The organism is Massilia sp. HP4, assembly GCF_005222695.1.
GTDB lineage: Bacteria > Pseudomonadota > Gammaproteobacteria > Burkholderiales > Burkholderiaceae_D > Telluria.
Map to the genome: position 1 here is coordinate 38,290 of NZ_STGG01000011.1, position 24,228 is coordinate 62,517.

Below are 24,228 nucleotides of genomic sequence, written 5' to 3' on the forward strand. Positions count from 1 at the left end.
ATCGCATGAGCCTGTCCCGCCGCCTTTTGCTCGCCAGCCCGCTGGCCCTGGCCATCGCCCTCGCCGTCATGACCGATGCGCAGGCGAAGGACCCGAAGGATATCGTGATCGGCACCAGCGCCGGACCGTATGCCGACCAGGTCAGGCTCGGCATCAAGCCGATCCTCGAAAACAGGGTTACAGGGTGCGCATCGTCGAGTTCAACGACTATATCCAGCCCAATTTCGCGCTGGCCGAAGGTGCGCTCGACGCCAATGTGTTCCAGCACGTGACTTACCTGAACCGCTTCGCGGCCCAGCACAAGCTGGCGCTGGCCGAACTGGTGAAAGTGCCGACCGCGCCGATCGCGATCTACAGCCGCCGCCACCAGAGCCTCGACGCCGTCAAGAACGGCAGCACCGTGGCGCTGCCGAACGACCCGACCAACCAGGCGCGCGCGCTGGTCATGCTCGACGGACTCGGATGGATCAAGCTGCGCCCGGGCGCCGACCCGATCCGCGCCTCGGAGCGCGACGTGGCCGCCAACCTGAAAGGCATCAAGCTGCTGCCGCTGGAAGCGGCCCAGCTGCCGCGCTCCCTGCAGGACGCCGACTACGCTTTCGTCAACGGTAACTACGCGCTGGCCTCGGGCCTCAAATTGCGCGACGCACTGCGCACCGAAAAGATCTCGCCGGCCTATGCCAACCTGGTGGCGGTACGGAGCGCCGACCGCGACAAGCCGTTCGCGCGCGACCTGGCGGCCGCCTACAAGTCACGCGCCTTCCTCGACGTCACCAACAAGCATTTCGCCGACTACGCCAAGACCGACTATCAACTGGCGCTGCAGTCGCCGGCCGCCGGAGCCAGGTGATGGCGCGCCGCATCCGCTTCAACGCCTTCCAGATGAACACCCCCAGCCACCAGTCGCCGGGGCTGTGGCGCCATCCGCGCAGCGACGGCGCGCGCTACCTGACACCCGGCTACTGGGTCGAGCTGGCGCAGCTGCTGGAGCGCGGCGGCTTCGACGCCATTTTCCTGGCCGACGTGCTGGGCGTGTACGACGTCTACCGCAAAGGCCCCGAGGCCGCGCTGCGCCACGGCGTGCAGGTGCCGCTGAACGATCCGCTGGCCCTGGTGCCGCTGATCGCCCATGCCACCACGCGCCTGGGCATCGGCGTCACCGCCGCCCTGACCTATGAACATCCGTATACCTTCGCGCGCCGCATCTCGACGCTCGACCACCTGAGCGGCGGCCGGATCGGCTGGAATATCGTCACCGGCTACCTCGACAGCGCCGCGCGCAACCTGGGTCTCTCGCGCCAGCTGGGCCACGACGAGCGCTACGACCTGGCCGACGAGTACATGGAAGTGGTCTATAAACTGTGGGAGCGCAGCTGGGAAGACGGCGCGGTCCGGCGCGACAAGGACCAAGGCGTGTACACCGATCCTGCGCGCGTGCACCCGATCCGGCACCAAGGCCGCTACTACGAGGTGCCGGGCTTTCACCTGAGCGAACCGTCGCCACAGCGCACGCCCTTCCTGTACCAGGCCGGCGCCTCCCCGCGCGGCGCCCGCTTCGCCGCCCGCCATGCCGAAGCCACCTTCATCAGCGGCCCGAGCAAGCAGGTGGTGAAACACGGCGTCGACGCCGTGCGCGCCGCAGCGCGCGCCGAAGGCCGCGATCCGGATACGCTGCTGGTGTATGCCCAGGCACTGATCGTCACCGGCGCAACCGCGGCAGACGCACAGGCGCGGCTCGAGGAATACCGGCGCCATATCGACACCGAGGCGGCGCTGGTCCTGCTGTCCGGCTGGACCGGGGTCGACTTCGCGCGCCACCACCTGGACGACACCATCGACTACATCGACACCGACGCTGGCCGCTCGGCCCTCGCCTCGCTCAGCGCCGCCGATCCGGGCCGCGATTGGACCGTGCGCGAAGCGGCCGAGTTCATCGGCCTGGGCGGCCGCGGCCCGATCATTGTCGGCGATGCGCGCCACGTGGCCGACCAGCTCGAATCCTGGATCGACGCTACCGGCGCCGATGGCTTCAACCTCGCTTTCGCCTTGCCGCTCGAAGACATGGGCCTGGTGGTCGAACACGTCGTGCCCGAACTGGCGCGGCGCGGCCGCTACGAGGCCACGCCCGGCGGCGGCACCCTGCGCGCGCAGCTGCTGGGCCAGGGTCCGCGCCTGGCGCCAGGCCATCCGGGCAGCCAGGTCGAGATCGCATCCCCTCTGCCCGATATCCAGGCAGCCTGATTCACTACCAAAGGACCACCATGAAACGAAGAAGCCTGTTGCAACTGGCCGCCAGCGGCGCGGCGCTGGCCGCCCTGCCCGCGCGCGCCGCTCCCTTGCCCGAGCTGCGCCTCGACTATGCCCACTACTCGCCTACCAGCCTGGTGCTGCGCCACTTCGGCTGGCTCGAAGAAGAATTCAAGGCCGACGGCACCCGCATCAAATGGGTGTTCAGCGCCGGCAGCAACCGCGCGCTGGAATACCTGAACGCGAACAGCATCGACATCGGCTCGAGCGCCGGCCTGGCCGCGCTGCTGGCGAAGGCCAACGGCAATCCGATCCGCACGCCCTATCTGTTCTCGCGGCCCGAGTGGACTGCGCTGGTGGTGCCCAGGAACTCGCCGATCCGCAGCCTGGCCGACCTGAAAGGCAAGAAGATCGCCGCGACCAAGGGCACCGATCCGTACCTGTTCCTGCTGCGCGCCCTGCAAACCGTGGGCCTCAAGCGCAGCGACATCGAGCATGTCAGCCTGCAGCATGCGGACGGCCGCGCGGCGCTGGAACAGGGCCGGGTGGATGCCTGGGCCGGCCTCGATCCGCATATGGCGGCGGCCGAACTCGATGGCGGCGCGCGCCTGCTGTACCGGAACGTCGGCTTCAATACCTACGGCTTCCTGAACGTGCGCGAAGACTTTTTGGCCACGCGCGCCAACGAGACCGCGCGCGTGATCAAGGCCTATGAACGCGCGCGCGCCTGGACCCGCGCCAACCCATCCGAGGCGGCCAGGATCCTGTCGACGGAAGCCAAGGTGCCGCTGCCGGTCGCGCTGCTGCAAGTCAAGCTGCGCTCGGACTTCAGCAATGCCCAGCCGACCGCCGAGCACCTGCGCGCGCTGCAGCTGGCGGCGCCGATCCTGCGCGACGAGGCGCTGGTACGCCCCGGCACCGACCTGGACAAGGCGATCGCCGGCCTGGTCGACACCAGTTTCGCGCGCCAGTTGACGCGGGCCTGAGATGGAGCGCCAGGCCATCACTCTCGCAGCACCGCAGCCACCACGGCGCGCGCGCCGCCGTCTCGGCGTCCCCCTTGGATTGCTGCTGCCGGCGCTGGCCCTGATCGCGGCGGAAGCTGGCGTGCGCTCCGGCCTGGTGCCGGCCAACCTGCTGCCGCCGCCGAGCGCCATCCTCGCATCGCTGTCCTGGCTGCTCGAGAACGGCCTGGCCGCCCACGTCGGCGCCAGCACGCTGCGGGTGGCGGCGGGCTTCGCCGCGGGCGCCCTGCTGGCGCTGCCGCTCGGCGCGCTGGTCGCCCTCGACCGGCGCGCCGAAAGCGTGCTCGATCCCAGCTTCCAGGCGCTGCGGGCGATTCCCTCGCTGGCCTGGGTGCCGCTGCTGCTGCTCTGGTTCGGCATCGACGAAGCGCCGAAGATCATCCTGATCGCGATCGGCGCCTTCTTCCCGGTGTACATGGGCGTGGTGGCCGGCATCCGCGGCGTCGACCGCGGCCTGACCGAGGTCGGGCTGCTGTACCGCCTGTCGCCGCTGGCGCTGGCGCGCCGGGTGCTGCTGCCGGCGGCCCTGCCTTCGGTGCTGACCGGCCTGCGCAATGGCCTCAGCCTCGCGTGGATGTTCATGGTCGCGGCCGAGCTGATCGCCGCCAGCCGCGGCCTGGGCTACCTGCTGACCGACGGCCGCGAATCGAGCCGGGCCGACATCATGCTGGCCGCCATCGTGCTGCTGGCCCTGCTGGGCAAGGCCAGCGACGGCGCGATGCAGGCGCTGGAACGGCGCTGGCTGGCCTGGCGCGACAGCTATGTGGAAAGGACGACGCGATGAGTTTTCTCGACATTGCCATCGATGAGAAAAGCCATGGCGCGCGCACCGTGCTGCGCGGCCTGCGCCTGGGACTGGACCAGGGTGAGATCGTCAGCCTGGTCGGCGCCAGCGGCTGCGGCAAGAGCACCCTGCTGTCGATCGTGGCGGGGCTGGACAAGGCCTACCGCGGCGCGGTGCGCCTCGATGGCCGACAGTTGACGGGTCCGGACGCCGACGTCGGCCTGGTATTCCAGGCGCCGCGCCTGTTTCCGTGGCTGACCGTGGCGCAGAACGTCGTCTTCGGCGCGCACGAGCGGCCGAACCTGGAACGGGCTCACGCCCTGCTCGACGAAGTCGGCCTGAAGGGCTATGGCGATGCCTTGCCCAAGCAGCTCTCGGGCGGCCAGGCGCAACGGGCGGCGATCGCGCGCGGCCTGTACCTCGAGCCGCACGTGCTGTTGCTGGACGAGCCATTTTCGGCGGTCGACGCCTTTACCCGCATGCGCCTGCAAGACCTCCTGGCCGAAGCGGCGCGCCAGCGCGGCCTGACCGTGCTGCTGGTGACGCACGATATCGACGAGGCGATCTACCTGAGCGACCGCGTGGTACTGATGGATGGGGCGCCCGGCCCGGTGCGCGCCGAATTCACGAACGACGCGCCCTGGCCGCGCGAGCGGAGCAGGCTGGCGCTGTCGCCCTTGAAACCGGCGATCCTCGACAGCCTGCACGCGGTGCACGCTATTTGAACGTACGCGTCAGGTATTGCGCATCTGCGCCTGCGACACATTGCTGCCCGGCGGGACGCTCTGGGTCAGCCAGACGTTACCGCCGATGGTCGAGCCGGCGCCGATCGTGATGCGGCCGAGGATGGTGGCGCCGGCATAGATGACGACGTCGTCCTCGACGATCGGATGGCGCGGCGTGCCCTTGACCAGGGCGCCGCTGTCGTCGACCGGGAAGCGCTTGGCGCCCAGGGTCACGGCCTGGTACAGGCGCACGCGCTCGCCCAGGATCGCGGTCTCGCCGATCACGACGCCGGTGCCGTGGTCGATGAAGAAGCTGCCACCGATCTGCGCGCCGGGGTGGATGTCGATCCCGGTCAGCGAGTGGCCGATATCGGCCGCGACCCGCGCCAAAAACGGCACTTTCAGGCGGTTCAGGCAGTGCGCGATGCGGTGGTAGAGGATGGCGATGGTGCCGGGATAGCACAGCATGATCTCGGCCACCGAGGTAGCGGCCGGATCGCCGGCCAGCGCGGCCTGCACGTCGGAGACCAGCAGCGCGCGCACGCCCGGCAGGCTGGCCGCGAACTCGCGCGTGATGGCGCGGGCGCGCTCGGCCAGCACGGCATCTTCGGTCTGGTCGTGCTCGGCGGAGAATTCCGGCGAAAACCGCAGCGCACGCCGCACCTGCTCGGCGAGGCGGTCGAGGGCCACGTTGAGGGTGTCGGCGACGAAATAGTCGATGCTTTCGGCATTCAGGTCGGGGCGGCCGTAATGCGTCGGGAACAGGGCGGCCGAGATGCCGTCCACGATCTGGCGCACGACGTCGCGCGACGGCAGTTCGCGCACCCTGCCCTGGTGCCGGATATTGTGGGTGGATTCGCGCGAGGTGCGCAATGCGTCGATGACGGGGCCGAGGTGCCACTGCACCGACCCACCTTGATGGGAAAATTCGCTGTTCATTTGCCGAGCCTATACGATTCGATTTTCGATGCCTACGATTTTATTTGCATGTCGATATGCGTGCTTTGACGCGACCAAGAATGCATCCGCCAACAGTCGAACTTGCCGCGCAGCAGTTTCTAAGGCAACATCAACAAACGATTTTCTTTTGTAATGACACGACCATGAACCTGCCTTCCCACCAGCTCAGCATGACGGTGCTGATGACGCCCGACACCGCCAATTTTTCCGGCAATGTACACGGCGGCACCATCCTGAAACTGCTCGACCAGGTCGCCTATGCCTGCGCCAGCCGCTATGCCGGCCGCTATGTGGTCACGATGAGCGTCGACCAGGTGACTTTCCGCCAGCCGATCCATGTGGGCGAGCTGGTGACTTTCCTGGCAGCGGTGAACTACACCGGCCGCAGCTCGATGGAAATCGGGATCAAGGTGATCGCCGAGGACATCCGCAGCAAGGTGGTGCGCCATGTGAACAGCTGCTTCTTCACGATGGTGGCTGTGGGCGACGACAAGAAACCGGCGGCAATTCCGCCGCTGGAACCGTCGACGCCGGATGAATTGCGCCGTTTCGAGGAAGCCAAGGGCCGGCGCGAGTCGCGCCTGGCGCTGGAACGTGACCATGCGCAGCGCATTACTTCCAGGGGATAAGCATTGCCGCGCCCGGGTTGTTGATCCGGCGCGAACGCTGCTATAATTGCGGCCTCTTGGCCTGGTAGCTCAGTTGGTAGAGCAGAGGATTGAAAATCCTTGTGTCGGTGGTTCGATTCCGCCCCGGGCCACCAAGAATTCAGCAGTACAGCAGAACGCCACCTTCGGGTGGCGTTTTTGTTTCTGGCGCAAGTAGATCCAGCGTCCGGAGACAAGGAGGACTCAAGCGGCATACGCTCATTCTTTTCGTTCCCTGAATTCACCATCGATCACCATGTCGTCGGGGCCCTGGGGAGCTGGCCGGCCAGTACGTTTGAGGACGGACGATGACAGGCGATCGAAAACGGCCCGCTTCAACCATGGGAGTGTCAGAACAAAAGCCGTGGCAACCCCAATGAACGCTGCGGAAACCGCGTCGCCTCGCGACAGGAAATGCCATAGGCAGAGTGCGAGCAAGCCGACGATCAGCGGTCGGCGTACAGGTTTAGGCAATAGTCCAACGACACGCAGCCTGCCTTTGCTTATCCAGGGAAATCTTGCAAGAAGAACGCCTAAAAGCAGGCCGGCAAGGATCCGCCCCGTGCCGAGATACTCGGCCAACACCCCGACGACAAGGAAACCGGTGTAGGTCATCACACTGGCCAAGGCTGCCAGCATCAGCAATGCTAGGGCGCCCGTCAGCTTTGGCATGCGCAGCGCTGCAGTAACGAGAAAACGTAAAATTTGTGTACTCCGGCAAATGGGCATCGAAAGGCTATCGCCAGTTTAACAGCAGGCCGGCGCAGACCGCCCGGCTGATGCCGAGCGCACTCGCCGATGCGCGCGCCGATGCTGCAGTCGGACTCCCGCATCAGCGCCATGGACAGCAAAGAACGGAGCAACGTGGGAATATATGCTTTCTTGGCTCACCACTTATTCAAGCAAAGGCAAACAATGACAGCGCAAACTGAAACCGCCATCCTCGCCGGCGGCTGCTTCTGGGGCATGGAGGATTTGCTGCGGCGTATACCCGGCGTGCTTTCAACCCGCGTCGGCTACACTGGCGGCGACGTGCCCAACGCCACCTACCGCAACCATGGCACGCACGCCGAAGCGCTCGAACTGGTGTTCGATCCGGCTCAGATCAGCTATCGCCAGATCCTCGAGTTTTTCTTCCAGATCCATGATCCGACCACGGAAAACCGCCAGGGCAATGATCGTGGGATGAGCTATCGCTCCGGCATCTATTATCTGGACGACGCACAAAAGCGCATGGCCGAGCAGACCATCGCCGACGTCGATGCGTCCGGCCTCTGGCCCGGCAAGGCCGTCACCGAAATCGCCGCGGCAGGGCCTTTCTGGGAGGCCGAGCCAGAACACCAGGATTATCTGGAGCGTAATCCGAACGGGTATACCTGCCATTTCATCCGGCCGGGCTGGAAGCTGCCCGTCCGCCAGGAATCGGCTTAAAAATCTATCCCGTCACGGCCTGCCTGGATGCGTTACTTTTCTGGCGCATCCAGGTAGAAGATGGCGTAGACCTTGGCGCCGGATTTTTCGGTCGGTTTATCGATCTGGATCTGCGCGCAGTCCTCTGCCACCAGGCTGCGCCAGTTGACGACGCCGGCGTTGGCGAACACGGAATTGACCTTGCATGCCAGACTCATGTCGAGCGCCAGGCGGGCATTGCGTTGTTCGGGCTTGGCGTAGTTGACGCCGCGGATCTCGATACCGAAGGCGCTCATCCACGGCTCCCACAAGCCCAGTTCCACACCCTGCACCATGCGCTCCAGCATGACCTCCAGCGATAATCCCTTCTTGACGACGGCACGCAGCAATTGCAGGGACGGCGCCTCGCGCATGTCGGTGCTTTGCTTGCCCGCGCCCCTGTCGCCGATGGCTTTCAACTCTTTGGAAAAGGCGGCGTCACGCTCGGTGTAGTCGCGCATGCGGTTGTAGAATTCGGCGTCCAGGAAGGGATTTTCCACCCGGCCGGTGGCCGTCCCGGCTGGCTTGTTGGCGGGAGGCTGAGGTTTGTTGGTCATCGCAGTAGCTTTAGAGTGTAATGGCGCAGCATATCACTCCGCACCATGCGGATGACGTGCGAAAAGAATGCGCGTGGCGCTATTTCCGCCATTGGCGTCTGGTTGAACGATCCGCGCGATGACCGGATAGTTCAGTCAGCCGGCATGCCATCCTTTTCCCACCGATCGAACCCGGCCCGCACCGCGTCACGGGTCTCCTGGCTGATGTCCGGCAGGCTTCCGCCGAGCATGTCCTGCGCTTCCTGGAAGCCTTTTTCTACCGCAGCCCGCATGGACTCCATTCTGGACGGATCTGCGCCGATCATCGCCTTGGCAAAACCCAGGATGCGTTCGGCGGTTTTTTCCACGCTGAATTCACCGCCATCCGCGATCGCTGCCTTGGCGGCCTCGATGGTGGCTGGATCGGCATTCAGTTGCTGCTCGCCGGCCGCCACCTTGGCAAGGTTGAGCCCCTGCTGCTCGACCAAGGGCCGGATCAGGTCGATGACCGCTTGCGCCTTGCGGTCGGATTCGTCGATGCGCGGCGATTGCGCCGAATCATGCGCTCACGTGATGCCCCTGGCGTCTTCGTCTATCGCAGATTCGCTTACTTGCGCTCTTTGTCGGCGCCGCCTTGCGCCTGCGCCATCTCCAGCGCCGGCAAGGTAACCGTGAGGAACGACGACACCTGGCCGATCAGGTCGGCCGCCTGCTGGCGCACCTGCCCCATCTGCAGCACTGACAGCTCCGCCTGGCGTACCGCCTGCTGGATCAAGGTGCGGCGCTGCACGAGCGCATCGCGCAGCGTCGCGTCCGGCGCGTCTTCGACGAGTGTCGACACGACCGCCAGCACCAGCAGATGCAGGCCGAGTTCCTTGGCCGACTCTTCCAGATTGCGCATGGCGATCTCGCTGTCGGCCATCAGCTGCGAGAGCTGCATGCGCGATGAAGTCAACGCCGGCCGGTATTCGGCCGGCGATGTCGGTCGCCGAAACAGCTTGCCGAACATGCCCGTGGGGCCCTTGGTGGTCTCGAGCGCAGCCTCGAGCAAGGCCGGCACGCCCATCTGCGTGAACTTGAGCACCAGGTCGGTGACGGGCTGGAGCAGCGCAGCCTGCTCGATCAACGGTCCCTCGGCCCACTCGGTCACCAGCGCCAGCCTGACCGGCAGGATGCGGCGAAACAGCCTCGCCAGGCGCTGCTCGGCATGCGCGAACACGGCTGGATAATCGGCATGCACCGTGGCGAGCGCATCGCGCACTGCCGGATGGTCTTCGCTGTCGAATAGCGGCCGGCCTGCGGATTTCCTGGTGACGGCGAAAGACGTTGGCGCCGTGGGAACGTCGTCGAACGACAGCGCCCTGGGCGGACCATTGCGGTCAGGCGCCGCGGCATCGTGCGCGTCGCCGAAATCGAACGCCCGCGGCCCGGCCGGCCGGTCGACCGGATCGGAGGACGGCTCCGGCTCTTCGCCGAAGTCGAATGCCTTGGGCGTCTGGTGTGTCATCGATCTACCTGGCGACGCAAGCCGTCAGCGATGCCTGCATCGCGTGTGCTCAGACAGTGCCGCCGAGCTTGCGAATGAAAGTCGCCAGGTTCAGCTTGAAGCCGGCGCCGACGGCCTGGAAACGCCATTCGCCATCCTTGCGGTACAGCGAGCCGAATTGCAGAGCGGTCTTGTCTGAATAATCTTCGTTGAGGTTGTATTCCGCGATCGTCTCGCCGGTCTCGTCGTTGTATACCTTCACATAGGCGCCAGAGACGCTGCCGAAATTCTGCCTGCGCACTTCGGCGTCGTGGATGGTGACCACGATCGGCATCTCCACTACCGCCGCATCGACCCTGGCCAGGTCGACGGTGATGACTTCGTCGTCGCCATCCTTATCGCCGGTGCGGTTGTCGCCCGAGTGCACGACGGCGCCGTCCGGCGAGGTCGTGTGGTTGTAGTAGACGAAGTGGGCGTTGCTGATCATGACTGGATGGTCGTCTGCGTCTTTGCGGCACAGGAACACCGACGAATCGAGGTCGAAGGCATGGCCGTCGGCCGCATTGACTTTCCAACCGAGGCCGATACGTACGCGCTTCAAGCCCGGTGCGGTTTTTTCGAGGTTGATGCGGTGGCCGGTCTGGAGCGTCGTCGACATGAGCTTTCCTTGTTTGGTGAAAATCGTATTTTGGCGCGAACGCGCGCACGGATCAACGGGCGCGGCGTCTTTACGGCGCGCCTGGGGAGAACCGCGCGATCAGCTCGCGCTCGAGCTCCTGCAGCTTCGGCAGCTCGTCGCGGCGGCGCTGCTGGCCCTCGTTCGAGATCTGCTCGAGCTTGTCGAAGGCGGTGATCAGCTGCGTCTGCACGTGCTGGGCGGTTTCCAGGCTGACGATCGAGCGCTGCTTGGCGCGGGCCACGGTCTCGGTGTTTTCCAGCAGCATATCGGCCTGGGCGCGGAATGCCGCGTCGGTCGCGTCGTAGGCGGCATTCGCCACCGCCGCGCTCTGCTTGGCTTCGAGTTGCAGCAGGTAGAGCGAGAACACATTGCGCCAGGCCGGGATCGACACATTGACGATGTCGGTGAAGGTGTCCGTCAGCGCCCGCGCATTGTCTTGCGACAGGCGGATCTGCGGCACCATCTGCGTGGCCATCAGCATCGCGCGGCGCAGGTCGTCGATGCGTTTTTCGAGACGCTCGAGACGGCGCTTGAGTTCCGTGGCCTGCTGGGCCTCGAAGGCATTGGCCGCCGCGCCTTGCTGGGCGACCGCCTGGCGCAAGCGCTCGGCCCAGGCTTCGCCCTTCTTGACGTCGGCATCCAGGCCCTGGTAGTAGATCTCGAGGCCCTTGTACATCTCGTCGAAGTCGTGGATGCGGCCGCGGTGCACGTTCGCGTGGCGGGTCATCTCGGAGACCAGGGTGTCCATGCGCGACTCGACCACCTGGTATTGCGACAGCATCTTTTCCTTGACCGAGCCGAACATATTCGTCACGCGCGACAGCAGGCCGCCGGAACGCAGCTTGGCCGGGTCCAGGCCCTTCGAGGTGGCGATCAGTTCGTTCAGCTGGGTGCCGAAGACATCTGCATCCGACGCGCGCACGGTGCCCAGCAGCTTGGCCGACACCTTCGCCACGCCCGGGCCGGCGGCGCTACCCAGTGTCTCGATCGCCTTGTCGTCGATGCCGGTGAGATCGACACGCACCACCGGCGCCGCGCTGGTCTCCGGACGCAGGGACGGCAACGCATCCGGCGCGCGGGCCGGATCCAGCAGTGGCGGCAGTCCCGCAGCAGGCGTCACGGGCGCGGCGGAGGCGGCGTTCGCTTCGTCGTCGGAGGAGAACAGCGGTTTCATGGGATTCCTCGAGTTGGAGTGGCAACATCAATAGCTTACCACCGGAAAATCGGGCTGCAGGAGTTTCAAGTTGATCAACACATTATTTTTCACGTGGCCTGCTTCTGATAACATCATCCCCTGGCGAACATGCGAGTGACCGGCTCGACCACGTTTTCGTCCGCCGGGTGGCCATCCGCCCCTTCCCACTACGGCGCCGCTGATTCCACAAGATGACGCTGCACCGCCCTCCCCCCACATGAGGTCGACAACCGGCATCGATGGCGAGGTACCTGAACTCCGACATTTTTCGCTCTTTAGGATCCACCATGAAATACGCATCCGTACACCAGTTTTTGCAGCATGTTGCCGACCGCAACCCGGGCCAGGGGGAATTCCTGCAGGCTGTCACCGAAGTGATGGAAAGCCTGTGGCCATTCATCGAACAGCACCCCCGGTATGCCGAGCAAGGCCTGCTCGACCGCCTGGTCGAGCCCGAGCGTGTGGTGATGTTCCGCGTCTCGTGGGTGGACGACCATGGCCAGGTGCAGGTCAACCGCGGCTACCGGATCCAGCACAGCATGGCGATCGGTCCCTATAAGGGCGGCATGCGCTTCCACCCGTCGGTCACCTTGTCGGTGCTGAAGTTCCTCGCTTTCGAGCAGACTTTCAAGAACGCGCTGACGACGCTCCCCATGGGCGGCGGCAAGGGCGGTTCCGATTTCGATCCCAAGGGCAAGAGCCCGGGTGAGGTCATGCGTTTCTGCCAGGCCTTCGTCAGCGAACTGTTCCGCCACGTCGGCGCCGACACCGACGTGCCGGCCGGCGATATCGGCGTCGGCGCGCGCGAAGTCGGCTATATGGCCGGCATGATGAAAAAGCTGAGCAACCGGGCCGATTGCGTCTTCACCGGCAAGGGCCTGAGCTTCGGCGGCTCGCTGATGCGGCCGGAGGCCACGGGCTATGGCACCGTGTATTTCGCCGAGGAGATGCTCAAGACGCGCGGCCGCTCGTTCGAAGGCCTGCGCGTGAGCGTGTCGGGCTCGGGTAATGTGGCGCAGTATGCCGTGGAAAAGGCGATGTCCCTCGGCGCGAAGGTCATCACGGTGTCCGACTCGAGCGGCACGGTGATCGACACCGACGGGTTCACGACCGAGAAGCTGGCGCTCCTGATGGAAGTCAAGAACCACCTGTATGGCCGCGTCAGCGATTACGCCGAACGCAGCGGCAGCCGCTTCGAAGCCGGCGTGCGGCCCTGGCATGTGCCGGTCGACGTGGCGCTGCCTTGCGCAACCCAGAACGAACTCGATGCCAACGATGCCGCCGTGCTGATCCGCAATGGCGTGCTGTGCGTGGCCGAAGGAGCGAATATGCCGTCGACCATCGAGGCCGCGAAAGCGTTCGAGGCCGCTGGCGTGCTGTATGCGCCGGGCAAGGCCAGCAATGCCGGCGGTGTCGCCACCTCGGGCCTGGAAATGAGCCAGAACGCAGAGCGCCTGTCGTGGCCGAGCGAGGAAGTCGACGCCCGCCTGCTGCAGATCATGAAAGGCATCCATGCCGCCTGCCTGAAGTATGGCGCGCGCCCGGACGGCAGCATCAGCTACGTGGACGGCGCGAACATCGCCGGTTTCGTGAAAGTGGCGGACGCCATGCTGGCGCAGGGCGTGATCTGATCCTGCGCTAAGCGCAGCATCGGCGCGACGCCGGTCCATCGAGGCCGGCGTTTCAGCTCTGGCCGCTTGATTCCATTGCCCCAGTGTCATGTTATTCTTGCACGGCCTCGACCACCAAGAGAAACCATGACCCGCTCGCTCCCCCTGTTCCTGTGCACCCTGCTGTGCGCCGCCCTGCCCGCCATCGCCCAGGTCAAGACGCCGGCCACGCCGGAAAAGATGAACCAGTTGTATACCGACTACTGGGAAGACTACCTGCGCGAGAACCCGATCGCCGCCACCTTCAACGGCGACCATCGCTACAACGATCGCTTCGGGCCGACTTCGTCGGCCGAGAGTCGCGCACAGACCCGCGCGCTGGCCGAAAAATACCTCGCGCGCAGCGCCACCTTCGATCCAGCCCCGCTGCCGTCGGAAGACCGCATCAGCTATGACCTGCTGCGTTACAACCTGCAGCAAAACCTGGATGGCCTGCGTTTCCCGTCCGACCTGGTGCCGGTGGACCAGTTCTCGGGCCTGCACCTGCTGATGGCCCAGCTGGGTTCGGGCGCCTCGACCCAGCCTTTCCTGACCGTGCAGGACTACGACAACTGGCTCAAGCGCGCCGCCGGCTACGCGCCGGCCGTCGACGACGCGATCGCCAATATGCGCGCCGGGATCAAGCAAGGCATCGTGATGCCGAAGGCGTTGATCGGGCGCGTGCTGCCGCAACTCGAGAATGTCGGCAGCGACGACCTGGCGACCAGCACCTATATGGGGCCAACCAAGAAATTCCCGGACCCTTTCAGCGCTGCCGACAAGAAGCGCCTGCTTGATGCCTACGGAAAAATGGTGCGCGAACAACTGGCGCCGGCCAACCGCAAGCTGCTGGCCTTCATGCGCGACACCTATCTGCCGGCGGGCCGCGACACGGCCGGCATCGGCGCCCTCCCCGGCGGCAAGGAGTGGTATGCCTTCCTCGCGCGCCGCTCGACCACGACCGACCTGTCGCCGGAAGAAATCCACGAGATCGGCCTGCGCGAAGTCGCGCGCATCCGCGCGCAGTTCGAGGAAGCCAAGGTCAAGGTCGGCTTCCAGGGCACGCTGAAGGAATTCTTCGCGCACCTGAATACCGCGCCCGAGCTGCGTTTCAAGTCGCGCGAAGAAATCCAGGCGGCCTATGAAGCGATGCGTCCGCGGGTCGAGGCCAAGGTCGACCAGCTGTTCGCGCGCGTGCCCAAGGCGCCGTTCGAGATCCGCCCGGTCGAAGCCTTCCGCGAAGTGAGCGCGGCCCCGGCCTCCTACCAGCGCGGTTCGGTCGACGGCAAGCGTCCCGGCGTGTTCTACTTTAACGCCTACAAGCCCGAGACCCGCACCAACTTCACGACCACCGCCTTCTTCTTGCACGAAGCCATTCCCGGCCACCACTTCGAGCGCAGCCTGGCGCAGGAAACGACCGGCCTGCCGGCATTCCGCCGCTTCGGCGGCAGCACTGCCTTCTCGGAAGGCTGGGGCCTGTACAGCGAAATGCTGGGCCAGGAAATCGGCATGTACCAGGACCCATGGCAGTGGGTCGGCCGCCTGACCGCCGAAATCTGGCGCGGCGTGCGCCTGGTGGTCGACACCGGCATCCACTCGAAGGGCTGGACGCGCGAGCAGGCGATCGCCTACTTCATGGATAACGTGCCCCAGAACGAGGTGACGGCGGTGCAGGAAGTCGAGCGCTATATCGCGATTCCCGGCCAGGCCCTGAGCTACAAGATCGGCGAACTGAAGCTGCGCGAACTGCGCGCACGCGCCGAGAAGACGCTGGGCCCGTCGTTCGACCTGCGCGCCTTCCACAACGAGGTGCTGTCGCACGGCGCGGTGCCGCTCGACGTGCTCGAAGCGGCGACCGATCGCTGGATCGCGGCGCAGAAGAAGGGCTGAGCACGCGGGCCGCATTATCTACGGCCCGGTCACCTCGACATCCTGGCTGACCACGGTGACGCGGCCTTCGCGGTCGATCACCGTGGCTGTCACCGTATAGTTCCCCGGCGTTGAATAACCGTGGCTGGCGCTCGCGCTGGCCACGCCGCCACGCTCGCTGATCTTGCGCGCGGCGCCGCTGCTGCCATCGCCCCACGACCAATCCACGCTGCGCGTGCCGATCCGGTCGCCATCCACGAAGGACACCGAGGCCCGCAGCGGCGCGCCGACGGCGATCGCCCGCGGCGCCACCAGCGGCCCGACCGTGTGTCCGCTCTTGCGCCCATGGTCGGGCCGCAGCAGCACCAGGCCGGAGTTCGAGCTGGCCACGATCTCGCCCCGGTCATTGATCGACATCGCATGCTCCAGCACCAGCGTAGGGGGCGCGCGGCGCAGCAGCCGGTTCAGGTCGAGCATGCCGCCGCCGGCGCTCCAGACGAAGGCGCGCATGGCGCCAGCCCTGTTCTCGGCAAAGCCGACGATCTGCCCTTTCGCATTGACGCCGCGCGCGACCGACGTACGGCCGCCCAGGGTGCCGAGTTCGCGCATGCCGGTGCGGCGCGTCCATGACATCGCGCGCTGGCGTCCGTCCGAGTAGCCGATGCCGCCGGCGATATGCAGGCCTGGCGTCATCGCATTGACCCAGGCCGTGGTGCCGCGGCCGATCCCCAGGTCCACCATGCCGGTGGCCCGCGTCCACAGGAAGGGGCGATCGCCGCCATCGTCCCAGGACGCGAGACGATTGCCCGCCACCTCGCCTCCGGCGCCGACCGCGACAGGATTCGACTCGACGCTGCCCAGCGTGTCGATATCGACCAGGCCGCTCGCGCGCGTCCAGGCGAACACGCGGGTGAATTCGTCGTCGATGGTGGTCACGCCGGCGATCAGGCCAGCATCGTTGAGGACGCGGCCCGAAGGTTGCGCAAAGGCAGGCGTGACGCCCAGGTCTTCCACGCCGCCGGCATGGCTCCAGCGGAACAGGCGGGCCGAATCGTTGAATGAGCCGGTGACGACGCCGCGGTTGTTGATGGCCCAGCCATACGAACGCCCCCTGCCCGGCTCGGCGCGGATGTCGAGCATGCCGCCGCCCGCGCTCCAGACGAAGGCATTTTCGACGCCGTTTTCATTCACCGAGGTGCCCGCGATTTGCCCGGCATCGTTCAAGCCGTTGACATAGACGGTGCCGCCGCCCAGCGAGCCGATATTGCGAACCGAGGCGCCGTCATGGAAGAAGCCGCTGATGCGCCCGCCTTGGATCAGCGAAAAGGCGACTTGGCCGTTGGCATTGATCGCCGGGTAGGTGGCGATGGTGCCGGGCCCGAGATTGATGACGCGGTATGCGGGGTGGCCAGGCTGGGACGGCGTCGCACCGGCGGCCACGCTGTGCAGCAATACCAACGCCGAGGCCAGGCGCACCAGCCATCCTGGCGTGCTGCCAACCCGATTCTTGTGCGATCGAACCAAATTCATACATGTCTCCCATGAAAAATGAACTCCGGCGCCCGTCACCTTCGTCGATGTCGGGCAAGAGCGTCGATCATGCACCGCGCATTGGAACGCACGATCGAACCCGCCCGATACCGCGCGCTCATCTGTGCCAAACCAAGGCATCCTGTGGCGAACATCTCACACGCTCCTTGCATGCGCACACGATATGCGGCGTTGTCTTACACGTGCCTGCCGAGAGCGGTTTTACTGCTAGATTGTTCATACCAACTACCGACAATTTCCACTCCAATTCCTTAGCTCTGCCATGAAGACCTTTCACTGCGACAAGTGCTCACAACAAATATTTTTCGAAAACACTCTCTGCTGCAACTGCGACAGCACGCTCGGCTACCAGCCGGCCACGCGCAGCGTCAACAGCTTCGAGCAGACCGACGACGGCCTGTGGCGAAGCCTGAACCACAACGATGAAGGCAAGCTCTACAAACAGTGCAGCAATTACGTGCAGCACAATGTCTGCAACTGGATGTTGCCTGCGGACGACCCGCACGAGCTATGCGCCTCATGCCAGCTGACCGTGATCATCCCGGCGCTGACGTCCGAAAAAAACCATATCTTGTGGGCGCGCCTCGAAGCCGCCAAGCGCCGCCTGCTGTTTTCGCTGGCGACACTGAACCTGACCCCGGCCCCGAAGGAAGACGAGCCCGAAACCGGCCTGGCCTTCCAGTTCCTTGAAGACGGTGTGACCGATCAGTGCGTGATGACCGGCCATGCCGATGGCGTGATCACCCTGAACATTGCCGAAGCCGACCCGGCCGAGCGTGAACGCACGCGCGAACAGATGCACGAGCGCTATCGCACCCTGTTAGGACATTTCCGTCATGAAAGTGGGCATTACTATTTCGACCGCCTGGTGGCCAACAGCCCATGGATCGACGAGTACCGCGCCCTGTTCGGCGACGAGCGCCAGGATTACGGCGAGAGCCTCAAGCGCCATTACGCGAATGGGCCGGCCGACGACTGGGCCGAGCGCTTCGTGAGCAGCTATGCCAGCTCGCACCCGTGGGAAGACTGGGCCGAGACCTGGGCCCATTACCTGCATGTCATCGATACCCTGGAAACGGCGCATGCCTGCGGCCTGCAGCTCAAGCCCCGCAAGGCCGACGAGCCCGCAATCGACGGCATCACCCTGCCGACCAGGACGGATGCGTTCGACGATACCCTGAACGACTGGTTCGCGCTGACTTATGTGCTCAACAGCCTGAATCGCAGCATCGGGATGCCTGACTCGTATCCGTTCACCCTCAGTCCCCCGGTACGGGAAAAGCTGGCCTTCGTGCACCGGGTGGTGCGCGCACAAATCAAGAAAGATCCAGCGCCGACCATGCCGGCCGCTGCCACGCCGGCCGCCTGATTCGACGCACCGTCATGAAGCGCGCGCCGCCGTTTTTCCTCAAGACGGTGCGGCGCGCGATGTCCTGGTGCGCCGTCCGCTCACGCCGTCTGGGTCTGGGTTTGCGTCATCCCGGACAGGGTCTGCGTCTGGGACTGGGTTTGCCCTTCTTCGGGCACGGGCGGTTCGATCGGGATCAGGAAGTCGCGGCTGATGCCGTTGCCCAGCGCGTCGACCGACGCCAGGAAGCGGGTCAGGAATGGGTGCAGGCCTTCTTCGAGGATGGCGCCGATCGGCGCCGCTTGCAGCATGGCGTACAGCTCCATGGCCAGGCGCTCGGTGTCGTGCGACTGGGCGTTGCGCACATCCTGCAGGTTGGCTACGACCGCGGCCATGCACGCCACCAGCGAGCGCGGCATTTTTTCCTGCAGGATCAGTAGCTCGGCGACCCGCTTGGGCGTGATGGCGTCACGGTAGACCTTGCGGTAGATCTCGAAGGCAGAGACGGAACGCAGCAGCGCCGCCAGCTGGTAGAACTCGGCCTGCGATCCCGCCTGGACCGCGTCGGACGGCGTGAACCTGAACTTGACGTCAAGAATGCGCGCCGTATTGTCGGCCCGTTCCAGGAAGGTGCCGAGGCGGATGAAGTTGAACGCCTCGTCCTGGAACATGGTGCCCAGCGTAACGCCGCGCGACAGGTGCGAGCGGTACTTGACCCATTCCAGGAACTGGCCGGGATCGTGCTCGAAGGTGCGGTTCCGGAGATGCTGCTGCAGCATCAGCCAGGTCGTGTTCTCGGTTTCCCATACCTCGGTGGTCAGGGCGCCGCGCACGGCGCGCGCGTTCTCGCGGGACGCGCGCAGGCAGCTGGTAATCGAGGACAGGTTGTCCGGATCGCGCACCATGAAGTCGATCACGTCCTTCTGCGTCAGCGCCGGGTACTTGGCCTCGAACTGTGCTTCCAGCTCGGACACGCCCAGCATGCTGCGCCAGCCCTGCTGCTCGGCCTGGGCCGATTGCGGCATCAACGAATACTGGACCCGGACATCGAGCATGCGGGCCGTGTTTTCGGCCCGCTCGGTGTAGCGGGCCATCCAGAACAAATGATCTGCGGTGCGGCTCAACATGCTAGTTCTCCAGTATCCAGGTGTCCTTGGTGCCGCCGCCCTGCGACGAATTGACCACCAGCGAGCCCTCTTGCAGGGCCACCCGGGTCAGGCCGCCCGGCACCATCGACACGGTCTTGCCCGACAAGACGAAGGGGCGCAGGTCGATGTGGCGCGGCGCAATGCCCGCTTCGACATAGGTCGGGCAAGCCGACAGCGCCAGCGTGGGCTGGGCGATATAGCCGTCGGGATTGGCCAGCAGGCGCGCGCGGAAGGCCTCGACCTCGGCCTGGGTCGAGGCCGGCCCGACCAGCATGCCGTAGCCGCCCGCGCCGTGCACTTCCTTGACCACCAGCTCGGGCAGCCGGGACAGGGTGTAGGCGAGATCTTCTTTTTTGCGGCACTGGTAGGTCGGCACGTTGTTCAGGATCGGTTTTTCCCCCAGGTAGAATTCGATCATGTCCGGCACGTAGGGGTAGATCGACTTGTCGTCGGCCACCCCGGTGCCGATGGCATTGGCCAGGCCAACCCGGCCGGCGCGCACCGCGTCGAGCAGGCCCGGCACGCCCAGGGTCGACTCGGCGCGGAAGGCGCGCGGGTCGAGGTAATCGTCGTCGATGCGGCGATAGATCACGTCGACCTGCTTTGGACCGCGCGTGGTGCGCATGTAGACGGTGTCGTCGCTGACGTACAGGTCTTGTCCCTGCACCAGCGCCACGCCCATCTGCTGGGCCAGGAAGGCGTGTTCGAAATAGGCCGAGTTATGCATGCCGGGCGTGAGCACGACCACGGTCGGATCGTCCAGGCCATGCGGCGCCACGGTGCGCAGGTTGTCGAGCAGCAGGTGGGGATAGTGCTCGACCGGCGCCACCCGGTTGCTGGCGAACAGGGCCGGGAACAGCCGCATCATCATCTTGCGGTTTTCCAGCATGTACGACACGCCGGAAGGCACCCGCAGATTGTCTTCCAGGACGTAGAACTCGCCTGCTCCGGCGCGCACGATGTCGACCCCGGCAATATGGGCGTAGATGTCCAACGGGACCTTGAGGCCCCGCATTGCGGGCCGGTACTGCGCATTGTTCAGGATCTGCTCGGGCGGAATGATGCCGGCCTTGAGGATAGTCTGCTCATGGTAGACGTCGTGCAGGAAGCGGTTCAGCGCGGTGACCCGCTGCACCAGCCCGGCCTGCAGCTGGGCCCACTCGGCCGCGTCGATCACGCGCGGGATGATATCGAACGGAATCAGCCGTTCCTTGCCGGCGTTGTCGCCATAGACCGCGAAGGTGATCCCCACCCGTTGGAAGGTCAGCTCGGCCTCGGCCCGCTTTTGCGCGATCAGTTGTGGCGATTGCAGCGCATGCCAGCGCGCAAACGCATCATAATGAGGTCGTGCAGTTGCCGCAGCGGAATACATTTCATCGTAAAAATTCGGCATCGGATCCTCCAGTGACCTAAGTGCAATCAAGAAACGTGCCAGCCGGGCCGACGCCGTACGAGCCGATTATATTGTGGGTATGAATCATGCTTATGTTCTGTTGAAACAGGCACGTATCGACCAGGCTGGTATCGTGCGTGATCACCTCATAAAGGCATCGACGCATGGCTATCCGAATCGCGCTGCACCACAAGACCAGTTACCGCTATGACCGGCAAGTCGCCCTCTCGCCGCATGAAGTGAGGCTGCGGCCGGCGCCCCATGCGCGCACCCCGATCCTGGGATATTCGCTGTCGGTGTTGCCGAAAGAGCACTTTATCAATTGGCAGCAAGATCCATACGGGAATTACATCGGCCGCTTCGTGTTCCCGGAAAAAACGGACACGCTCGAGTTCACAGTCGACCTGATTGCCGACATGACGGTCATCAATCCCTTCGATTTCTTCATCGAGAAATACGCCGAGAATTTTCCGTTTTCCTATCCGGAGCAGCTGCAGGCGGAGCTGAGCGCCTACGCCCAGGCCGAGCCGCCCGGCCCCCGCCTGCTGGCTTGGGTGGCCGCGACGCGGCGCGAACTGCTGGCGCAGCCGATGAATACCAATGATTTCCTGGTGGCGATCAACCAGCGCCTGCAGCGCGATATCGCCTATCTGTTGCGGATGGAGCCCGGCGTGCAGACACCGGAAGACACGCTGGAAAAATGTTCCGGCTCGTGCCGCGACACCGGCTGGCTGCTGGTGTTGATCCTGCGCGAGATGGGGCTGGCGGCGCGCTTCGTGTCGGGCTACCTGATCCAGCTGCGCGCCGACCAGGAAGCGCTCGACGGTCCGAGCGGCCCGCTCGAGGATTTTACCGACCTGCACGCCTGGACCGAGGTGTACATCCCCGGCGCCGGCTGGATCGGGCTCGACCCCACCTCGGGCATGCTGGCCGGCGAAGGCCATATTCCACTGGCCTGCACCGCCATGCCGTCGTCGGCGGCGCCGGTGACGGGCTTCAGCGACAAGGCCGAGGTCACCTTCGTCCACGAGATGACGGTCACCCGCATCCATGAAGACCCGCGCGTGACCAAACCGTATGCGGAAGGCGACTGGCAGGCCATCGACCGCCTGGGCCAGCAGGTCGACGCCGATCTGCTGGCCCAGGACGTGCGCCTGACCCAGGGCGGCGAGCCCACCTTCGTCTCGATCGACGATATGGACGGGCCGGAATGGAATACCCTGGCGCATGGCGACAAGAAGCGCGAACTGGCGGGCAACCTGATGCACCGGCTGAAGAACCACTTCGCGCCGGGCGGCATGCTGCACTACGGCCAGGGCAAATGGTATCCGGGCGAGCCGTTGCCGCGCTGGGCGCTGAACATCTTCTGGCGCGTCGACGGCCAGCCGATGTGGCTCGATCCGTCCCTATTCTCCGACGAAACCGTCGACGACGGCTACGGCGGCGATGAGGCCGGCCGCTTCATCGCCGAGCTGGTCAAGGCGCTCGGCCTGCCCGCCGGCAGCGCCATCCCGGCCTATGAAGACGTGCTGCTGCAGGCCCAGCGCGAACAGGCGCTGCCGCGCAATCTCGACCCCTTGCAGGCCGACCTGAAGGCGCCGGAAGAACGGCGCCGGCTGGCGCGCCTGCTCGAGCGCGGCCTGGGCCAGGTGGCCGGCTACGTGCTGCCGCTGCAGGCGCGGGATTACGATCCGGCGGTCATGCTCGGCAGCAGCTGGCGTACCTCCCCCTGGCCGCTGCGGCGCGAAAACCTGTACCTGCTCGAGGGCGACTCGCCGATCGGCCTGCGCCTGCCGCTGGCCACGCTGCCCTGGGTGCTGCCCGGAGAACGCGATCCAGATTTCGACGTCGATCCATACGCGCCGCGCGCCGCCTTGCCGGCGGTGAAAAAAGACCGCCGGCCGGTACTGGGCCTGGCCGCCGGCAAGACGGCGGACAAGGCCGCCAGGGCGGACAAGCCGGCCACCCCGGCCGCGCCGCCCGAGCCGGCCGCGCGCGACGTGATCCATACCGCGCTGTGCGTCGAGGTGCGCGCCGGGCGCCTGTACGTGTTCATGCCGCCGCAGAAGCGCATCGAGGATTACCTGGCGCTGGTGAGTGCGGTCGAGGCCAGCGCCGCCAGGCTCAAGATGAAGCTGCGGATCGAGGGCTATGCGCCGCCGTGCGACCCGCGCATCAAGCTGCTCAGCGTCACGCCCGATCCGGGCGTCATCGAAGTCAATATCCATCCGGCCGCCTCGTGGAATGAGCTGGTGCACAACGTGACGACCCTGTACCAGGAAGCGCGCCTGACCCGCCTGGGCACAGAGAAGTTCATGCACGACGGCCGCCACACCGGCACCGGCGGCGGCAACCACGCCACCCTGGGCGGCGCCAGCGTCGAGGACAGCCCGATGCTGCGCCGTCCCGACCTGCTCAAGAGCCTGATCACCTACTGGCAGGTCCACCCGGCGCTGTCCTACCTGTTCTCGGGCACCTTCATCGGACCGACCAGCCAGGCGCCGCGGGTCGACGAGGCGCGCGACGACAATCTGTACGAGCTGGCGATCGCCTTCCAGCAAATGGACCAGGTGCTGCCGACCCTGCACCCGGGCGACAAGCCGTGGATGGTCGACCGCTTGCTGCGCAACCTGCTGGTCGACCTGACCGGCAATACCCACCGCGCCGAATTTTCGATCGACAAGCTGTACTCGCCGGACGGCCCGACCGGGCGCCTGGGCCTGGTGGAGTTCCGCGCCTTCGAGATGCCGCCGCATGAGCGTATGAGCCTGCTGCAAATGCTGTTGCTGCGGGCCCTGGTCGCGCGCTTCTGGCGCGCGCCCTGCCAGGCCGGGCTGGTGCATTGGGGCACCGCGCTGCACGACCGCTGGATGCTGCCGCACTTCGTCGCCCAGGATATCCGCGACGTCGCGCGCGACCTGCGTGCGGCCGGCTATGCCTTCGAAGACCACTGGTTCGAGCCCTTCATCGAGTTCCGCTTCCCGCGCTTTGGCACCGTGGTCTACGAGGGTGTCGAGATGGAGCTGCGCCAGGCGATCGAGCCGTGGAATGTGCTGGGCGAAGAAGTCGCGGCCGGCGGCACCGCGCGCTACGTCGATTCGTCGGTCGAACGCATGCAGCTGCTGGTGCGCGGGCTGACCGACGGCCGCCATGTGGTGGCCTGCAACGGCCGCATGCTGCCGCTGCATCCGACCGGCGTGCCGGGCGAGTACGTGGCCGGCGTGCGCTTCCGCGCCTGGAGCCCGTGGTCGGCCCTGCATCCGAGCATCAAGGTGCAGGCGCCGCTGGTATTCGACCTGGTCGACACCTGGAGCGGGCGCTCGATCGGCGGCTGCACCTACCATGTGGTGCACCCCGGGGGACGCAATGAAACCGGCTCGCCGGTCAATGCGAATGCCGCCGAGGCACGCCGTTTTGCGCGCTTCTGGCCGCATGGACACACGCCGGGTCCGATGACGGTGCGCAAGGAGCCACCTAACCCTAGTTTCCCCATGACACTAGATTTACGCTGGCAGCCGGGTTAACCTATCATTCCGT

20 protein-coding genes, 1 tRNA gene and 1 pseudogene are annotated in these 24,228 nt (G+C 65.6%); 12 read left to right on the forward strand and 10 right to left on the reverse strand.

The window, feature by feature from the left end:
* Positions 1–5: 5 nt before the first annotated feature.
* The 5 genes and pseudogenes from E8M83_RS04050 (at position 6) to E8M83_RS04070 (ending at position 4,781) form a co-directional block, all read left to right on the forward strand.
* A pseudogene (locus E8M83_RS04050) lies at positions 6–850 on the forward strand (MetQ/NlpA family ABC transporter substrate-binding protein).
* A complete protein-coding gene (locus E8M83_RS04055; protein WP_137172112.1) occupies positions 850–2,241 on the forward strand; it encodes an LLM class flavin-dependent oxidoreductase in 1,392 nt (463 codons plus the stop codon). Before E8M83_RS04050 ends, E8M83_RS04055 begins: the two are co-directional and overlap by 1 nt.
* Before the next feature lie 20 nt (positions 2,242–2,261).
* Positions 2,262–3,233 (forward strand): aliphatic sulfonate ABC transporter substrate-binding protein, encoded by a 972-nt coding sequence (locus E8M83_RS04060; protein WP_137172113.1) that lies wholly within the window; start codon positions 2,262–2,264, stop codon positions 3,231–3,233.
* A 1-nt stretch (position 3,234) separates the two neighbouring features.
* The gene (locus E8M83_RS04065) at positions 3,235–4,056 is read left to right on the forward strand and encodes an ABC transporter permease (protein WP_137172114.1); all 822 of its coding nucleotides are present in this window, start codon (positions 3,235–3,237) and stop codon (positions 4,054–4,056) included.
* On the forward strand, positions 4,053–4,781 hold the full coding sequence (locus E8M83_RS04070; protein ID WP_137172115.1) for an ABC transporter ATP-binding protein: 729 nt from the start codon (positions 4,053–4,055) through the stop codon (positions 4,779–4,781). The genes E8M83_RS04065 and E8M83_RS04070 overlap by 4 nt, the downstream gene beginning before the upstream one ends.
* A gap of 9 nt (positions 4,782–4,790) precedes the next feature.
* On the opposite strand, the gene epsC is transcribed toward E8M83_RS04070, so the two are convergent.
* Positions 4,791–5,720 (reverse strand): serine O-acetyltransferase EpsC, encoded by a 930-nt coding sequence (gene epsC / locus E8M83_RS04075; RefSeq protein ID WP_137172116.1) that lies wholly within the window; start codon positions 5,718–5,720, stop codon positions 4,791–4,793.
* A gap of 164 nt (positions 5,721–5,884) precedes the next feature.
* On the opposite strand from epsC, the gene E8M83_RS04080 reads away from it, so the two are divergent.
* Together E8M83_RS04080 and E8M83_RS04085 are read left to right on the forward strand one after the other, a co-directional pair.
* On the forward strand, positions 5,885–6,370 hold the full coding sequence (locus E8M83_RS04080; RefSeq protein ID WP_137172117.1) for an acyl-CoA thioesterase: 486 nt from the start codon (positions 5,885–5,887) through the stop codon (positions 6,368–6,370).
* Between the two features lie 58 nt (positions 6,371–6,428).
* A tRNA-Phe gene (locus E8M83_RS04085) sits at positions 6,429–6,504 on the forward strand.
* A 103-nt stretch (positions 6,505–6,607) separates the two neighbouring features.
* On the opposite strand, the gene E8M83_RS04090 is transcribed toward E8M83_RS04085, so the two are convergent.
* Positions 6,608–7,060: a hypothetical protein gene (locus E8M83_RS04090; RefSeq protein ID WP_137172118.1), complete on the reverse strand. Its 453-nt coding sequence runs from the start codon at positions 7,058–7,060 to the stop codon at positions 6,608–6,610.
* Between the two features lie 243 nt (positions 7,061–7,303).
* On the opposite strand from E8M83_RS04090, the gene msrA reads away from it, so the two are divergent.
* Positions 7,304–7,819: a peptide-methionine (S)-S-oxide reductase MsrA gene (gene msrA / locus E8M83_RS04095; protein ID WP_137172354.1), complete on the forward strand. Its 516-nt coding sequence runs from the start codon at positions 7,304–7,306 to the stop codon at positions 7,817–7,819.
* Positions 7,820–7,851: 32 nt separating this feature from the next.
* On the opposite strand, the gene E8M83_RS04100 is transcribed toward msrA, so the two are convergent.
* The 5 genes from E8M83_RS04100 to E8M83_RS04120 form a co-directional block, all read right to left on the reverse strand.
* Positions 7,852–8,394, reverse strand: coding sequence for a hypothetical protein (locus E8M83_RS04100; RefSeq protein WP_137172119.1), 543 nt, complete (start codon positions 8,392–8,394; stop codon positions 7,852–7,854).
* Positions 8,395–8,525: 131 nt separating this feature from the next.
* Positions 8,526–8,861, reverse strand: coding sequence for a DUF5610 domain-containing protein (locus tag E8M83_RS04105; protein WP_137172120.1), 336 nt, complete (start codon positions 8,859–8,861; stop codon positions 8,526–8,528).
* Between the two features lie 119 nt (positions 8,862–8,980).
* Positions 8,981–9,880, reverse strand: a complete 900-nt coding sequence (locus E8M83_RS04110) for a hypothetical protein (protein WP_137172121.1) — start codon at positions 9,878–9,880, stop codon at positions 8,981–8,983.
* Positions 9,881–9,929: 49 nt separating this feature from the next.
* Positions 9,930–10,517 carry a TerD family protein gene (locus E8M83_RS04115; RefSeq protein ID WP_137172122.1) on the reverse strand — a complete coding sequence of 196 codons (588 nt, stop codon included), beginning with the start codon at positions 10,515–10,517 and terminating at the stop codon, positions 9,930–9,932.
* 70 nt (positions 10,518–10,587) lie between these two features.
* Positions 10,588–11,712, reverse strand: coding sequence for a toxic anion resistance protein (locus E8M83_RS04120; RefSeq protein WP_137172123.1), 1,125 nt, complete (start codon positions 11,710–11,712; stop codon positions 10,588–10,590).
* 308 nt (positions 11,713–12,020) lie between these two features.
* Between E8M83_RS04120 and gdhA the strand changes: the two genes are divergently transcribed.
* Together gdhA and E8M83_RS04130 are read left to right on the forward strand one after the other, a co-directional pair.
* On the forward strand, positions 12,021–13,364 hold the full coding sequence (gene gdhA / locus E8M83_RS04125) for an NADP-specific glutamate dehydrogenase (protein ID WP_137172124.1): 1,344 nt from the start codon (positions 12,021–12,023) through the stop codon (positions 13,362–13,364).
* Positions 13,365–13,490: 126 nt separating this feature from the next.
* Positions 13,491–15,272: a DUF885 family protein gene (locus tag E8M83_RS04130; protein WP_137172125.1), complete on the forward strand. Its 1,782-nt coding sequence runs from the start codon at positions 13,491–13,493 to the stop codon at positions 15,270–15,272.
* Positions 15,273–15,290: 18 nt separating this feature from the next.
* On the opposite strand, the gene E8M83_RS04135 is transcribed toward E8M83_RS04130, so the two are convergent.
* Positions 15,291–16,781, reverse strand: a complete 1,491-nt coding sequence (locus E8M83_RS04135) for a PKD domain-containing protein (RefSeq protein WP_170976689.1) — start codon at positions 16,779–16,781, stop codon at positions 15,291–15,293.
* A 283-nt stretch (positions 16,782–17,064) separates the two neighbouring features.
* On the opposite strand from E8M83_RS04135, the gene E8M83_RS04140 reads away from it, so the two are divergent.
* Positions 17,065–18,171, forward strand: coding sequence for a putative zinc-binding metallopeptidase (locus E8M83_RS04140; RefSeq protein ID WP_137172127.1), 1,107 nt, complete (start codon positions 17,065–17,067; stop codon positions 18,169–18,171).
* 80 nt (positions 18,172–18,251) lie between these two features.
* Here E8M83_RS04140 and E8M83_RS04145 read toward each other — a convergent pair whose 3' ends face one another.
* Both E8M83_RS04145 and E8M83_RS04150 read right to left on the reverse strand, forming a co-directional pair.
* Complete coding sequence (locus E8M83_RS04145) at positions 18,252–19,277, reverse strand: alpha-E domain-containing protein (protein ID WP_137172128.1); 1,026 nt, start codon at positions 19,275–19,277, stop codon at positions 18,252–18,254.
* A 1-nt stretch (position 19,278) separates the two neighbouring features.
* Entirely contained in the window at positions 19,279–20,691 is a 1,413-nt protein-coding gene (locus E8M83_RS04150) for a circularly permuted type 2 ATP-grasp protein (protein ID WP_137172129.1), read from the reverse strand.
* A gap of 164 nt (positions 20,692–20,855) precedes the next feature.
* Here E8M83_RS04150 and E8M83_RS04155 point away from each other — a divergent pair, with 164 nt between their 5' ends.
* On the forward strand, positions 20,856–24,215 hold the full coding sequence (locus E8M83_RS04155) for a DUF2126 domain-containing protein (RefSeq protein WP_137172130.1): 3,360 nt from the start codon (positions 20,856–20,858) through the stop codon (positions 24,213–24,215).
* The last annotated feature ends 13 nt before the right edge of the window (positions 24,216–24,228 follow it).

What these genes read in the sequence shown, in the direction of transcription:
- E8M83_RS04055 (WP_137172112.1), top strand. Translation starts at nt 850, where the DNA reads ATGGCGCGCCGCATCCGCTTCAACGCCTTCCAGATGAACACCCCCAGC.
- E8M83_RS04060 (WP_137172113.1), top strand. Translation starts at nt 2,262, where the DNA reads ATGAAACGAAGAAGCCTGTTGCAACTGGCCGCCAGCGGCGCGGCGCTG.
- E8M83_RS04065 (WP_137172114.1), top strand. Translation starts at nt 3,235, where the DNA reads ATGGAGCGCCAGGCCATCACTCTCGCAGCACCGCAGCCACCACGGCGC.
- E8M83_RS04070 (WP_137172115.1), top strand. Translation starts at nt 4,053, where the DNA reads ATGAGTTTTCTCGACATTGCCATCGATGAGAAAAGCCATGGCGCGCGC.
- epsC (WP_137172116.1), bottom strand. Translation starts at nt 5,720, where the DNA reads ATGAACAGCGAATTTTCCCATCAAGGTGGGTCGGTGCAGTGGCACCTC.
- E8M83_RS04080 (WP_137172117.1), top strand. Translation starts at nt 5,885, where the DNA reads ATGAACCTGCCTTCCCACCAGCTCAGCATGACGGTGCTGATGACGCCC.
- E8M83_RS04090 (WP_137172118.1), bottom strand. Translation starts at nt 7,060, where the DNA reads ATGCCAAAGCTGACGGGCGCCCTAGCATTGCTGATGCTGGCAGCCTTG.
- msrA (WP_137172354.1), top strand. Translation starts at nt 7,304, where the DNA reads ATGACAGCGCAAACTGAAACCGCCATCCTCGCCGGCGGCTGCTTCTGG.
- E8M83_RS04100 (WP_137172119.1), bottom strand. Translation starts at nt 8,394, where the DNA reads ATGACCAACAAACCTCAGCCTCCCGCCAACAAGCCAGCCGGGACGGCC.
- E8M83_RS04110 (WP_137172121.1), bottom strand. Translation starts at nt 9,880, where the DNA reads ATGACACACCAGACGCCCAAGGCATTCGACTTCGGCGAAGAGCCGGAG.
- E8M83_RS04115 (WP_137172122.1), bottom strand. Translation starts at nt 10,517, where the DNA reads ATGTCGACGACGCTCCAGACCGGCCACCGCATCAACCTCGAAAAAACC.
- E8M83_RS04120 (WP_137172123.1), bottom strand. Translation starts at nt 11,712, where the DNA reads ATGAAACCGCTGTTCTCCTCCGACGACGAAGCGAACGCCGCCTCCGCC.
- gdhA (WP_137172124.1), top strand. Translation starts at nt 12,021, where the DNA reads ATGAAATACGCATCCGTACACCAGTTTTTGCAGCATGTTGCCGACCGC.
- E8M83_RS04130 (WP_137172125.1), top strand. Translation starts at nt 13,491, where the DNA reads ATGACCCGCTCGCTCCCCCTGTTCCTGTGCACCCTGCTGTGCGCCGCC.
- E8M83_RS04135 (WP_170976689.1), bottom strand. Translation starts at nt 16,781, where the DNA reads ATGAATTTGGTTCGATCGCACAAGAATCGGGTTGGCAGCACGCCAGGA.
- E8M83_RS04140 (WP_137172127.1), top strand. Translation starts at nt 17,065, where the DNA reads ATGAAGACCTTTCACTGCGACAAGTGCTCACAACAAATATTTTTCGAA.
- E8M83_RS04145 (WP_137172128.1), bottom strand. Translation starts at nt 19,277, where the DNA reads ATGTTGAGCCGCACCGCAGATCATTTGTTCTGGATGGCCCGCTACACC.
- E8M83_RS04150 (WP_137172129.1), bottom strand. Translation starts at nt 20,691, where the DNA reads ATGCCGAATTTTTACGATGAAATGTATTCCGCTGCGGCAACTGCACGA.
- E8M83_RS04155 (WP_137172130.1), top strand. Translation starts at nt 20,856, where the DNA reads ATGGCTATCCGAATCGCGCTGCACCACAAGACCAGTTACCGCTATGAC.